Source organism: Leuconostoc sp. BM2, from assembly GCF_002095565.1.
In the GTDB taxonomy this organism is placed as follows: domain Bacteria; phylum Bacillota; class Bacilli; order Lactobacillales; family Lactobacillaceae; genus Leuconostoc; species Leuconostoc falkenbergense.
The window spans coordinates 23,703-36,922 of record NZ_MOWQ01000002.1; the positions used below are offsets into that span (position 1 = coordinate 23,703).

Below are 13,220 nucleotides of genomic sequence, written 5' to 3' on the forward strand. Positions count from 1 at the left end.
CTTATTTTTTTTGCGCATTTGCACTTTGCTGTTTCATTTGAGCCATCATTTGATTTAACTTTTTTTGTGATGGCTTTTGACCCATTGACATCATCATTGACTTCATCATTTCTTCAGAAATTGGTGGATTCTTAGCCAAATAGTTTTTCATTGAACTACGTGCCAAGAAGAAACCACCAGCCAAACCAATCGCCAAGGCCAAAACTGCAATCAAGATTACAAGTCCTGTACTCATGTTTTTTCTCCTCATCGAATGTCTGATAACAATTATATCACAGCCGGTTAGTGCATGCCATCTAAAAAGTGAAGTTAATAAGTTTGCTTTTTAGCTTTTTTTTACACAGAAATCCACTAAAAATCATATAGTTTCTAAAGAAATTATAAATTTTCACGGCGACTTATTTGACATTTTCTAAAATCAACGAACACGTGTTTGATTTGTTCGTGTTTTTTGGGTATAATTGAGTTACTAATTATTAAGTAGGAACCCCATCATGGCAATTATTCAAGAAAGCAAACAAATACAAGTCTTAAGATTTATACATGAGGCCCAATCAACTAACGGTTTTCCCCCCACCGTTAGAGAAATCGGCGAAGCGGTTGGTCTGTCTTCCTCTTCTACGATTCATGGTCATATCGAGCGTTTGGTTAAAAAAGGATATCTCTTAAAAGATGCTTCAAAACCAAGAGCACGTGCCATTGAAATCACAGATGCTGGTCTAGAAATGCTGGGTGTTTCAATTACACCTGGTAAAATTCCTGTTCTCGGTGTTGTAACAGCAGGAACACCAATTTTGGCCGTTGAAGAAGAGGCAACAGAATTTTTCCCGATTCCTGACAACCTAATGCAATTTGATGGTGATTTGTTTATGCTCAATGTTCATGGCGAATCAATGATCAATATTGGTATTCTAGATGGTGACAAAGTCATTGTCCGTCGTCAAGAAAATGCTGATAATGGCGACGTTGTTGTTGCAATGAATGACAACGACGAAGCAACTGTAAAACGCTTTTTCCGCGAAGCAGATCACTATCGATTGCAACCTGAAAACGATGCAATGGCACCAATTATTCTAAAACAAGTTGCCATTCTTGGTAAGGTTATTGGTCTTTATCGAGACGCAATATACTAAAAAAAAATCGACATAATGTCGATTTTTTTTTAGTTTGCTTGCCATTTTTCTGGTTGCTTTTTCCACTCGTTTAGCGTCTCAATCTGGTCCGCAGCTAGATCCCCTCGACTAACAGCCAATGCCATTAATTGTGAATAAGTTGTCAACGATTTAAAGGTTAGATTAGCACTTTCAAAATTTTTTACACCAGCTAGCAGTTCGTATGAAAAAATGGACACAATGCCCAAAACATTGCCACCTTCTTTTTCAACTGCTTTTGCTGCAGCCAATACTGAGCCGCCCGTTGAAATCAAATCATCAATCAGCACTACTTTGTGATTTGTAACGTTTGCCCCCTCTGTTTGGCAACCTGCACCATGATCTTTTGGTTTTGATCGTACATAAATCATTGGTTTTTTTAATTGATCTGCCACCCAAGCTGCGTGTGGAATGCCTGCAGTGGCCACACCGCCAATAATTTCAACATCAGGATATGACGCTTTGATTAATTCTGTTAAGCCACAATAAGTGTTTTCTCGAACCTTTGGAAAACCAATTGTCATGCGATTATCAGTGTAAATCGGACTTTTAATACCCGACGCCCATGTGAACGGCGCCTCCGGTGAAAATTTAACCGCACCAATTTCAAGTAAATCATTGGCAACTTCATTTGCATAATCTGTCATTTAAAGACTCCATTCTTTCAATACTTGTTGGTATGCAGCAACTGGATCACTAGCTTTAGTAATCGAACGACCAACAACAAGTCCCGTTGCACCTAATTGTTTTGCCTTGACAGGGGTTGTGACACGCATTTGGTCATTTGCATCATCACCTGCTAAGCGAATTCCTGGGGTGATAGTTAAGAAATCTGATTGCGTGTTAGCTTGTATCATACCAGCTTCTAAAGGCGAACTAATCGTACCATCCACACCTGCGTTGTCAGCCATTTTTGCTAAGTGCAACACACTTTCCGCCAACGTTACTGTCGATTGGGAAATTTCTTGAACATCAGCTTCAGAAAAAGATGTTAATTGCGTCACTGCTAGTATTTTTAAGTTGTGACCTTTATTAGCAACTGCAGCAGTCATCATTTTAGCCCCGCCAGCCGCATGTAACGTTAAATACTGAACATCTAATTTTGCAATATTTGCAACTGCATGGCCAACAGTGTTGGGAATGTCATAAAGTTTTAAATCTAAAAAGATATCAAATCCTTTTTGGCGTAAATCTCTGACAAAATCCGGCCCTTCTGCATAAAATAATTCCATACCAACCTTGATCGCCGGCTTTTGGTCTAATTTTTTAAAAGGTTCTAAAAAATTCAGTGCCGTTTTACCATCTGGAAAGTCCAATGCAATAAAAACTGGTCGATTTATCATGTTTTTTCCCCTTAGTAGTCAACTTTTCTTGAACGTTCGCGTTACTTCTGTCACGTCCGTAAATCCATATTTATCAAGTGCCTTTGGTAATGCTGCAATGATATCTGTCATAACAGTTGGATTGGTTGCGATTGCAGACCCCACTTGAACGGCTGATGCGCCTGCCATCAAAAGTTCCAAAGCATCTTCAACTTGCGTAACACCACCTACCCCAATAATTGGAATATCAACAGTTTGCGCTGCTTCATAAACAAATCGTACAGCAATCGGATGAATAGCTGTACCTGATAAGCCACCAATTCCTCTCGCTAAACTCGGCTCACGTTTATCCAAATCAAGACTCATCCCGACTAATGTATTGATCAAGACCAAACCATCTGCACCCGCTAGTTCAACTGCCTTCACAATCGGCTTAATATCAGTGACATTAGGCGACATTTTGGCATAAATTGGTTTCTTAGTAACTTGTCGCATGGCAGCAATCACTTCAGCAGCAGATTCAGCACTCACACCAAATTCTATACCACCACGATCAACGTTTGGACAAGATAAGTTCGCTTCAATTGCAGATACAGTGTCAATGTCATCAAAATATTTTGTTAACCTAACATAATCTTGCACTGTTTCACCGGCAATTGAAAACATCACCGGTAAATTGCTATATTTTTCCGCTATTTTTGGTAAAAATTCTTTAATCACTTTGTTAACACCGGGATTTGCCAAACCAACTGAGTTCAAAATACCAGCGGGCGTGTTGATAATCCAAGGTTGAGGATTGCCTGCTCGTTCATCCAGAGTGGTTGTTTTAGTAACTAAAGCGCCCAAACGCTCGACTTCGTAGACATCATCAAGTCCATAATACACTGAACCAGATGATGGCATAATAGGATTTTTAAGACTTAAACCAGGCAAATTGACTGCTAAACGATTGTTCATTTTTTCTCCTAATAACAGCTCTCAGGCTGTTTTTATTAGTTCTTTATTATTATTGCATTTCTTTAACTGTAAAGCTACGTGACTCTAGGACTTCCAAAAACGCTTTAACTGTGTCCAGTGCCGTAAACAATGGCACGGCATTTTCGATGGCTGCATTTCGAATTAATCGCCCATCACTCTCTGCACGTTCATCAGCTTGGGTGGTATTGATGACAATTTGCAACTTTTGTTCACGCAATGCAACAACTGAATTGTTATCAGATTCTGAAATTTTATCTAAGATTTCGACTGGTAACGCATTAGCTGCGAGGTAACTACCTGTACCGGCGGTAGCAAAGATTGCAAATCCGAGATCGTTAAATCGTTGAGCTAGGGTCAGCGCTTCTTCCTTGTCAGCATCTGCGACTGTGAAAAGCACGTTACCATACTGCGGTACCTTAATATTTGAAGCAACAAAGGCTTTATACAACGCTTTTGGTAAAGTTGTATCTGAACCCATGACTTCCCCAGTTGACTTCATTTCAGGTCCAAGCAATGAATCAACATCTGGCAATTTAGTAAATGAAAAGATGGGTGCTTTGACATGAACCATGTCATCGGCTGGCACAAGACCTGTCTCAAATCCCATATCAGCCAATTTTTCACCTAGCATCACACGAGTAGCTAATTGTGCCAATGGCAGATGGGTCACTTTTGAAATAAATGGCACTGTACGCGAGGCACGAGGGTTAACTTCAATCACGTAGGCTGTATTTTCATGGATAACAAATTGCACATTCATTAAGCCAACTGTGTTCAATGATTTAGCTAAGTTAATGGCCGCGTTAACCATTTCATGTTGCACTTTTTGTGACAAATATTGTGGCGGATATACTGACATTGAATCACCAGAATGTACACCGGCACGTTCAATATGCTCCATAATACCAGGAATTACAGCAGTTTCACCATCTGATAGGACATCCACTTCGGCTTCCTGACCAACGAGGTATGAGTCAATCAATACTGGGTGATCATTAGAAACTTTGACCGCACGCTGCATATAATCTTTTAGTTCTTCGTCAGATGACACAATTTCCATTGCTCGTCCACCCAAAACATAAGATGGTCGGATGAGGACTGGATAACCAATTTCTTGAGCTGCACTCAAAGCATCAGCAACAGTTGTAGCTGTTTTCCCCACTGGTTGTGGTAATGCGAGTTGTTTAATCACTTGATCAAATGCTTCACGATCTTCAGCACGATTTAAATCTTCAACCGTTGTTCCCAAAATCTGAACACCATTATCAGTGAGCGGTTGCGCCAAATTAATAGCAGTTTGCCCACCAAATTGCACGACGACACCAATAGGCTGTTCTAAATCTATCACATTCAAAACATCTTCTAATGTTAAAGGTTCAAAATACAATTTATCAGACACAGAAAAATCCGTAGAAACCGTTTCAGGATTAGAATTCATAATAATCGCTTCATATCCTGCGCGCTGAATTGCTTTCACCGCATGTACAGTTGCGTAATCAAATTCCACACCTTGACCAATTCTAATGGGACCTGACCCTAAAACAATCACACTTTTTTTATCAGAAACAACCGATTCATTCTCTTTTTCATAGGTAGCATAGTAATATGGTGTTTTCGATTCGAATTCAGCCGCTACGGTGTCAACCATTTTATACACAGGTAACAAGTGATTTGAATGGCGAAGTTGTCGTATTTCTGACATTGCCTGGTGCCAAATTTTTGCAATCGTGGCATCAGCAAAACCATTCTTTTTAGCATAATGCAAGTAATCAACATCATTGACATGCTCTGCTAATTCTTGCTCAATTTCAATAATATGCAATACTTTATCTAAGAAAAATTCATCAATCAAGGTTTTATCATGGATAGCTTCGAGTGAAATACCACGACGTAATAGTTCAGCAATCATAAATAAACGATCATCTCGCGCTGGCATAAGCGCTTGCATCAACGCTTCATCTGACAAATTATCAAAGGTCACATCATCAAATCCAACAGCACCAATTTCCAAAGAACGAACAGCCTTTAACAAAGCTTCTTCCATGTTACGACCAATAGCCATAACTTCTCCTGTCGCCTTCATTTGAGTGCCAAGTCGACGATCAGCTGAACTAAATTTATCAAAAGGCCAACGCGGAATTTTCACAACGACATAATCTAATGCTGGTTCAAATTCTGCTTTCGTTGTACCAGTAACCGGATTGATAATTTCATCTAGTGTCAAACCAACTGCAATTTTGGCAGCCATCTTAGCAATAGGATAACCGGTTGCTTTGGAAGCCAAAGCTGATGATCTTGAAACACGTGGGTTAACTTCAATGATGTAATATTTGTAAGATTTCGGATCTAACGCCATCTGAATATTAACGCCACCCTCAATTTTTAGAGCACGAATAATTTTCAAAGCTGCGTCACGCATCATTTGAACTTCACGGTCTGATAAAGTTTGAACTGGCGCCGTCACAATTGAATCGCCCGTATGAATACCGACTGGATCAAAATTTTCCATTGAAGCCACTACCAACGCATTGTCATTTGCATCACGCATCACTTCAAATTCAATTTCCTTGTACCCAGCAATTGAGCGCTCAATCAAAACCTGTGTAACTGGGGATAACTCCAAACCATTGGCCGCAATCGCTAGTAACTCTGAATGATTTTCTGCAATTCCGCCACCAGTACCACCTAAAGTGTACGCAGGACGTACAATGACAGGGTAGCCATGTTCGTCAGCAAATGCCATAGCTTCTTCAACCGTCGTGGCAATTGTTGATTCCGGAATTGGTTCATGTAGACGTTCCATTAAATCCTTAAATTCTTCACGATCTTCAGCTTCTTCAATAGCCGAAAGTTTGGTGCCCAATAGTTCAATATTTAAGTCATCTAAAATGCCCGCTTCAGACAAATCTTTAGCCATATTTAGGCCAGTTTGACCGCCTAATGTTGGTAAAATTGCGTCTGGTCGTTCTTTACGCAAAATACGTTCGATAAAATCAAGTGACAGCGGTTCAATATAAACTTTATCGGCGATTTCTGAGTCAGTCATGATTGTTGCTGGATTAGAATTAACCAGAATAACGTCATAACCCTCTTCTTTTAAACTCAAAGCGGCTTGTGTACCCGAATAGTCAAATTCAGCTGCTTGCCCAATCACAATGGGACCTGAACCAATTACCAACACTTTTTTGATGTCGTTACGTTTAGGCATTTTGAGTTGTCTACTTTTTTGCATCTGCAATCATTGTTAGAAAATCGTCAAACAAGTATTCTGCATCGTGTGGACCTGGTGCAGCATCGGGATGAAACTGAACCGAGAAAGCGTGATGATTTTTCAAACGCAACCCCTCAACCGTGTGGTCGTTGATTTCTTCATGAGTCACCACTAAATCAGTGTTAGCTAGGCTATCACGATCAACCGCATAACCGTGATTTTGAGAAGTGAAATCCAAACGTTCTTTTGATAGATGACGGACAGCGTGGTTAAAGCCACGATGACCAAATTTTAATTTATAGGTCTCTGCACCGTTTGCAAGGGCAAATAGCTGATGCCCTAAGCAAATCCCCATCAGCGGTACCTTTTCTTCAAGTGCTTGAATCGTTGGAATAGCATAGGCAGCATCTTGCGGGTCCCCGGGGCCATTTGACAACAAAATACCATCCGGATTAGCTGCCAAAACTGTTTCAGCAGCTACATCAGCTGGAAAAACCATCACATTGGCACCACGCTTAGCCAAAGAACGTAAAATTGAATTTTTTAAACCAAAATCAATTAGTGCAATTGATACACCATCAGTTGGATTTTGGTATTGCGTTTTGGTAGTGGCATCAGCGACCATGGTTTTTGACGATTGAAAATTTTTCAGAGCACTTAATGTTTCTTCATTGACTTCATCTACTAGCGCAGCCTTCATGACACCAAAATCACGTAACTCTTTGGTTAAAGCTCGGGTGTCAACACCGCTAATGCCTGGCATACCACTTTTTTCTGCCCATTCCGGTAAACTCATCATTTGACGCCAATTACTTGGTCGCCGAGCAATTTCATGCACAACAATTGCTGAGGCGGCTGGACGCAGGCTTTCGAAATCATCACGATTAACACCATAGTTACCAATCAAAGGATAAGTGAAAACAATCATTTCGCCGCGGTATGATAAGTCAGTAATTGATTCCTGATAACCGGACATACCTGTGTTGAACACTAACTCAGCCATCACGTCAACATCCGCACCAAAAGCTTCACCTTCATAAATTGAACCATTCTCTAAAACCAAATATCTTTTTTTCATTTTGTTTGATCCTCGTAAACTATTTCACCATCAACCCAAGTTGCCAATGTTTTACCAAATACTCGCCAACCAACAAAAGGCGAGTTTTTACCTAACGATTCAAAGTCATCAACGGTAATGTCACTTTCATGCTCTAAATCAAATAGGGCCAAGTCCGCTGCTTCGCCAACTGCAATATTAGTTGGTGCTTTCAGTTGAAAAGCTTCTGCTGGTGAAGCTACCATGCGTTTCATTAGTGTGGCTAAAGTCATCACACCACTTTTAACAAGATGTGTGTAGAGCAATTGAAAACTTGTTTCAATCCCAGTAATTCCAAAAGGTGATTCACGGAATGATTTTGATTTTTCCTCGCTCCCGTGTGGCGCATGATCAGTAGCAACCATATCAATGGTACCATCCAGTAATCCAGAGATTAGGGCCTCTCTATCTGCTTGAGAACGCAGTGGCGGATTCATTTTAAACAAAGCATTGTCACTTTTAATATCGTCATCTGCTAACAACAGATGGTGTGGCGACACTTCAGCTGTCACGTTAACTCCTGCTGATTTTGCCATACGAACCAAGGCCACTGATTCTTTCGTCGAGATATGGGCAACATGATAATGTACACCCGTTGCTTTTGCCAGAACCAAATCACGCGCTAATTGTGTGCTTTCAGCCAATCCTGTAATGCCTGGCAGTTCTAATTTTTGTGCCGTTGCACCAGCATTCATAACGCCACCGTGTAATAAACTATCATCTTCAAGATGAGCTGCTAACGGTTTATTGACTGATAATGCTGCTTGCATCGCTTGCAACATGGTGTCAGCTGTCTGAACACCTTTGCCATCATTAGTAAACGCGGTTGCACCCGCCTCAGCCATCCCTTTAATATCAGAAATTTTAGTTGCCGTCAAATTAGCAGAAATAGCGCCATACTGCGCAATATGAATCAAACCGTTGTCGGTATTTCGTTGAATTTGATCCGCCAATAGTTTCGGATTATCTGGCACTGGATTAAGATTAGGCATCGCAATGACTGTCGTAAAGCCACCACGCGCAGCAGCCTTAGAACCAGTTGCAATGGTTTCCTTATACTCAAACCCTGGTTCCCGAAAATGGACATGAACATCAATTAATCCTGCGGATAAAAACGCTTGTTTCGCGTCAAAATACTGATCGTTGGTCTCATCGATAACTTTTGAGATGGCAACGATTTTGCCATCTTTAAACTGGACATCGCGTTGTACTAGTTCATCATTTAGCAAAACTTTAGCATTTTTGATAACTGTCATTAATCATTCTCCGTTACATATTCTAAAATAGCCATTCTGGCAAACACACCATTTGTCATCTGTTCAAAAATTCTAGATTGTGGTGCTTCTACTAGTTCATCAGCAATTTCTACATCACGATTAACTGGTGCTGGATGCATGATAATTGCCGTGCTTTTTAATCGTTCATATCTATCTTGTGTCAACCCAAACTGCTCGTGATATTGTCTACTGGAAAATGATTGATTTTCTGTCTGCGTAATTCTTTCGTGCTGTACACGTAAGAACATCACCACATCTTGATTCGACCAATTATCATCAATATCTGTATAAGTGCCAAATGTCGTAAAATCATCGGGGCGCCAACTATCTGGTCCACTGAAAGTTAATGTTGCCCCTAAATTATTCAAAATTTCAGCATTTGAACGTGCAACACGTGAGTGGGCTAAATCGCCAACAATTCGAATTTTCAACCCTTTAAATCGACTAAATTCCTCATAAATTGTGACTAAATCCAATAAGCTTTGGGAAGGGTGCTGCCCGCTACCGTCACCAGCATTAACTAATTGTGGCAAATCATGACCAGTGACGGTCAATAGATTTTTATACCAAGCATTCTGAGAATGCCTGATGACTGCAACATCAACACCAATTGCCTTTAAAGTTTTCAATGTATCAATTAAACTTTCACCTTTAGTCATTGAGCTTGTCTGAGGATTAATAATGATTTTTTGCCAATTAAGACGATTCTCAGCCATTTGAAAGCTACTATACGTTCGTGTTGAATTTTCAAAAAATAAATTCACAGCCGTTATTGGCAAGTGTTTGGGTGTGTCCCCAGACTTCAACGCAATCGCTCGTTTAACTAATTGAAACACATTTTTTTCACTTAGTGTATTTATATTCAAAAAATTACGCATATTTTCCCTCTTTATACAAAAAACCAAGCAAGTTAGTCACCTGCTTGGTTCTAGAAAATTTGGGTAAAAGTCTACACTTCACCAATCGTATCTATCATCCTTGCAGGCCTCTCTGGACCTGGTTAAAGGTTTCATTTGTTGTTATTATAGTATCATCTTTCTACTCGTAGTGCAAACTACTTTACAAAGAAATTTGTATTGCCTTGATTAACATTTGATTTGGCTACTTTATTGCTATTCCAGAATGGTACAACCACTTTTCCAGTAATATGCTTTTTGTCCACAAAACCAAAGTAACGACCATCATTAGATACAGAGCGGTGATCCCCCATCACAAAGTATTCTCCCTTAGGCACGGCTGTATGATTACGGTCTTTGGCTTGCCAATTATTCCCACTCGATAAGGTTTTAAGCGACCAAGTAGTACCAAAGGACATTTCTGTTCCTTCCTTGCGTTCACTTGCACTGATGAAGTCTTGGTTTACCTGTTTGCCATTGACATATAGATTGCCATTTCGATATGCTACGGTGTCCCCAGGTACGCCAATAATACGCTTAACATAATCTTTCTCACCATCTGCAATTCTTGGGTCTTCTTGACGGGCATCAAACACAACCACATCACCACGCTTATAGGATGCAATTTTATTCAAAAAAACAAATTCTTTATCCTGCAAATTGGGTTGCATCGAAGGTCCACTCACGCTAACACCAGTAAACAAAAACGTTCGAATCAACACCACAAATAAAACAGCAAACCCTATTGGAAAAACCCACTCTTTAATAAACTTCATCATTTTGTTGTCCCCTATACAAAATACACCAGCAGGTCACTGCCAGTGATAATATTTTGCTTAATTTAGCTTAGCATACGCCTCAGCAACTGGCTTGGTAACAATATCATTAATTTCCGTTAAAAGTGTGTTAAGTGCTTGTTCAGCGGCCATTAGCGCCTTGATTTTGTCATCATTTTGGACCTTAGCTGCAACAGCATCCCATTCTTTTTCTTTTGCCGGATCAGGTTGTTGCTGCGTTTGCATCATTTGCTGAACCGCATGTTGAATCTGTTGAAATTCACCAAACAATTCTTTAGATGTTGCATCTTCTTGTACATCACTGAAAGCATTTTGCCAAGCAATGTATTGTTGCGTTTCAGTTAGTACTTTAGCCATCTCATTGGCATTATCATAAATATTTACAGTCATTTTTTCTATCCTTTTAAATTTGTATTTACTGTCCGAAGAGTCCTGTTACAGTATCCCATAGTTTGCCAGCACCATCAACTGCCTTTTTCACGCCAGTATTGAAATCTTTCTGAATAGTACCCCAAATATCGCTAGATGAAGAACTATTACTACTGCTTGTAGTGGCATTTGGATTAGTTACTGTGAATGTTGACTGACTCGTATTAGGTAATATCTGTTCAAGAGATGTTTTGACTAATGGTCCCATTGTTGATGTTAATCCAAGTGGCAAAGAATTTGATTGGGCATTCTTTCCTTCTAGTCCCATCCAAGTTGCTTCAACAATGTCTTTGGTATAAGCCATCGCCCAAGAATCTTTTGACGAATTGGCATTATTTTGATCAAGTGAATTTTCAGTAGTTCCTGTTTTACCGGCAATCGTATAGCCACTCGGTGCCGACCCAACACCTGTACCGTTCGTATAGGTGCCCAACATCATTCTAGTCATATTATCAGCAACCGTGCTACTAATTACTCGTGTTTGCTTTGCCTTAGGTGTATTGACAATGACTTTACCTGTGGCATCAACAATCTTTGTAATATAATGTGCCTGGCTCATGACGCCATCGTTAGCAAACGCGGTATAAGCCTGAGCCATTTGCTGCGGTGAAACACCACTTGACAAACCACCTAATGCTAGTGACAATGTTTTATCACTTGAAGTCAATGGCAAACCAAATTTGATAGCACTGTTATATCCGACCGAAACGCCCATCTTATTTAATAAATAAACTGCGGGAATATTATAAGAATGCTCAAGTGCCGAATACATTGGCACATCAGCTGTTTCGACGTTACCAGCATTATTTGGGGTAAAATTACCATTTACACCAAATGACATGACTTTGTTTGGCAATTCAGAATCAATCGAATAGCCACGTTGCAAAGCTGGTGCATAAACAACAATAGGTTTAATTGTAGAACCAGGTGATAAGAGGGCTTGATTAGCACGATTATAGCCACGGAAAGTATGTGTCTCTTCACGGCCACCAACAATGGCTCGAACACCACCACTTTTTGCATTTAGGACAATCGATGCAGCTTGTGCATTGTCCACATAATTAAACATAGCATCATTGTCAAAATCATTTTGTAAATTAGTTTGGTCTTCTTGATTGAGCGTGGTATAAATTTTGTAACCACGATTCATCACATCGCTCTCTGTTAAGCCGTATGTCTTGATAGCCTCACTAATAACTGAATCAAAGAACCATGGATATTTATACTCACCTGAAGCGTTATAGGTATCATGCAAAACCGTCGTTGTGGACTGGGCGGCACTTGCCTGAGCCTTTGTTAACTTTTTATTTTCTACCATTGTGGCCAATACAACGTTTCGCCGTGCATCTGACGCTTTTGGATGATCAATTGGATTGAATTGAGCTGGACTTGTTAACATGCCAGCTAATGTGGCTGCCTGCGCTGTCGTCAATTGACTAGCATGGACACCGAAATATTTCTGAGCGGCATCCTCGACACCCCATACCCCGTTACCGAACCACGCATTGTTTAAATACATGGTGAAAATTTTGTTCTTAGAATAATCTTGTTCAACTTGCATTGACAAAAATATTTCTTTGGCTTTACGGGTAAATGTCTGTTCCTGAGTCAAATAAGCATTTTTAACCAACTGTTGGGTTAAAGTTGAACCACCACCAGAAATTGCATTAGAGCCAGTCACTTTGTTACGAACGTACATCAGTGCTGCACGAGCAATACCTTTAACCGAAAAACCATGTTCGTGATAAAAATTACGATCCTCAATTGATAACACTGCATCACGCATGTTTTGCGAAATTTGATCGTACTTGACATAAGTTCCCTTTTGTGAGTACAATTCACCGGCTTTTTTACCCTCATCATCATATATCTCAGTGGTTGCTGATAATGTCGCCTCTAAATTTTCAACGTTTGCCGTTTTGGCCAGAACAACCAAATATACACTTGTTGCAAGAAAGAGGGTCATGAATAGCACAATCAAAAGCCGTCCGAATTGCCAACGATGCCAGATTGGGCCAAGTTTATCCCAAATTTTTTTAATTGTAGATTTTAACCAGGTCATG

General features: G+C 40.0%; 12 protein-coding genes. 1 reads left to right on the forward strand and 11 read right to left on the reverse strand.

Annotated features, from left to right (window positions below; translation table 11 throughout):
• Window position 1: 1 nt before the first annotated feature.
• A complete protein-coding gene (locus BMG01_RS01215; protein WP_036067662.1) occupies window positions 2-235 on the reverse strand; it encodes a YneF family protein in 234 nt (77 codons plus the stop codon).
• A 259-nt stretch (window positions 236-494) separates the two neighbouring features.
• On the opposite strand from BMG01_RS01215, the gene lexA reads away from it, so the two are divergent.
• Entirely contained in the window at window positions 495-1,133 is a 639-nt protein-coding gene (lexA, locus tag BMG01_RS01220; protein WP_036067660.1) for a transcriptional repressor LexA, read from the forward strand.
• 29 nt (window positions 1,134-1,162) lie between these two features.
• On the opposite strand, the gene pyrE is transcribed toward lexA, so the two are convergent.
• The 10 genes from pyrE to BMG01_RS01270 form a co-directional block, all read right to left on the reverse strand.
• On the reverse strand, window positions 1,163-1,798 hold the full coding sequence (pyrE, locus tag BMG01_RS01225) for an orotate phosphoribosyltransferase (RefSeq protein WP_036067658.1): 636 nt from the start codon (window positions 1,796-1,798) through the stop codon (window positions 1,163-1,165).
• Window positions 1,799-2,494 carry an orotidine-5'-phosphate decarboxylase gene (gene pyrF, locus BMG01_RS01230; protein ID WP_004915255.1) on the reverse strand — a complete coding sequence of 232 codons (696 nt, stop codon included), beginning with the start codon at window positions 2,492-2,494 and terminating at the stop codon, window positions 1,799-1,801.
• A gap of 18 nt (window positions 2,495-2,512) precedes the next feature.
• Window positions 2,513-3,430, reverse strand: a complete 918-nt coding sequence (locus tag BMG01_RS01235; RefSeq protein WP_036067656.1) for a dihydroorotate dehydrogenase — start codon at window positions 3,428-3,430, stop codon at window positions 2,513-2,515.
• A gap of 49 nt (window positions 3,431-3,479) precedes the next feature.
• Entirely contained in the window at window positions 3,480-6,659 is a 3,180-nt protein-coding gene (gene carB / locus BMG01_RS01240) for a carbamoyl-phosphate synthase large subunit (RefSeq protein ID WP_036067688.1), read from the reverse strand.
• Between the two features lie 10 nt (window positions 6,660-6,669).
• Entirely contained in the window at window positions 6,670-7,740 is a 1,071-nt protein-coding gene (locus tag BMG01_RS01245; RefSeq protein ID WP_036067654.1) for a carbamoyl phosphate synthase small subunit, read from the reverse strand.
• Window positions 7,737-9,014: a dihydroorotase gene (locus BMG01_RS01250; protein ID WP_004915236.1), complete on the reverse strand. Its 1,278-nt coding sequence runs from the start codon at window positions 9,012-9,014 to the stop codon at window positions 7,737-7,739. Before BMG01_RS01250 ends, BMG01_RS01245 begins: the two co-directional genes overlap by 4 nt.
• Window positions 9,014-9,913 (reverse strand): aspartate carbamoyltransferase catalytic subunit, encoded by a 900-nt coding sequence (locus BMG01_RS01255; RefSeq protein WP_036067651.1) that lies wholly within the window; start codon window positions 9,911-9,913, stop codon window positions 9,014-9,016. The genes BMG01_RS01250 and BMG01_RS01255 overlap by 1 nt, the downstream gene beginning before the upstream one ends.
• Window positions 9,914-10,089: 176 nt before the next feature.
• Window positions 10,090-10,710, reverse strand: coding sequence for a signal peptidase I (gene lepB / locus BMG01_RS01260; protein WP_004915232.1), 621 nt, complete (start codon window positions 10,708-10,710; stop codon window positions 10,090-10,092).
• A gap of 57 nt (window positions 10,711-10,767) precedes the next feature.
• Window positions 10,768-11,118 carry a YlbF family regulator gene (locus BMG01_RS01265; RefSeq protein ID WP_004915229.1) on the reverse strand — a complete coding sequence of 117 codons (351 nt, stop codon included), beginning with the start codon at window positions 11,116-11,118 and terminating at the stop codon, window positions 10,768-10,770.
• A 25-nt stretch (window positions 11,119-11,143) separates the two neighbouring features.
• Complete coding sequence (locus BMG01_RS01270) at window positions 11,144-13,219, reverse strand: PBP1A family penicillin-binding protein (RefSeq protein ID WP_004915227.1); 2,076 nt, start codon at window positions 13,217-13,219, stop codon at window positions 11,144-11,146.
• Window position 13,220 lies beyond the last annotated feature (1 nt).

What these genes read in the sequence shown, in the direction of transcription:
- BMG01_RS01265 (WP_004915229.1), bottom strand. Translation starts at nt 11,118, where the DNA reads ATGACTGTAAATATTTATGATAATGCCAATGAGATGGCTAAAGTACTA.
- pyrE (WP_036067658.1), bottom strand. Translation starts at nt 1,798, where the DNA reads ATGACAGATTATGCAAATGAAGTTGCCAATGATTTACTTGAAATTGGT.
- lepB (WP_004915232.1), bottom strand. Translation starts at nt 10,710, where the DNA reads ATGATGAAGTTTATTAAAGAGTGGGTTTTTCCAATAGGGTTTGCTGTT.
- BMG01_RS01250 (WP_004915236.1), bottom strand. Translation starts at nt 9,014, where the DNA reads ATGACAGTTATCAAAAATGCTAAAGTTTTGCTAAATGATGAACTAGTA.
- pyrF (WP_004915255.1), bottom strand. Translation starts at nt 2,494, where the DNA reads ATGATAAATCGACCAGTTTTTATTGCATTGGACTTTCCAGATGGTAAA.
- BMG01_RS01215 (WP_036067662.1), bottom strand. Translation starts at nt 235, where the DNA reads ATGAGTACAGGACTTGTAATCTTGATTGCAGTTTTGGCCTTGGCGATT.
- BMG01_RS01235 (WP_036067656.1), bottom strand. Translation starts at nt 3,430, where the DNA reads ATGAACAATCGTTTAGCAGTCAATTTGCCTGGTTTAAGTCTTAAAAAT.
- BMG01_RS01245 (WP_036067654.1), bottom strand. Translation starts at nt 7,740, where the DNA reads ATGAAAAAAAGATATTTGGTTTTAGAGAATGGTTCAATTTATGAAGGT.
- lexA (WP_036067660.1), top strand. Translation starts at nt 495, where the DNA reads ATGGCAATTATTCAAGAAAGCAAACAAATACAAGTCTTAAGATTTATA.
- BMG01_RS01255 (WP_036067651.1), bottom strand. Translation starts at nt 9,913, where the DNA reads ATGCGTAATTTTTTGAATATAAATACACTAAGTGAAAAAAATGTGTTT.
- carB (WP_036067688.1), bottom strand. Translation starts at nt 6,659, where the DNA reads ATGCCTAAACGTAACGACATCAAAAAAGTGTTGGTAATTGGTTCAGGT.
- BMG01_RS01270 (WP_004915227.1), bottom strand. Translation starts at nt 13,219, where the DNA reads ATGACCTGGTTAAAATCTACAATTAAAAAAATTTGGGATAAACTTGGC.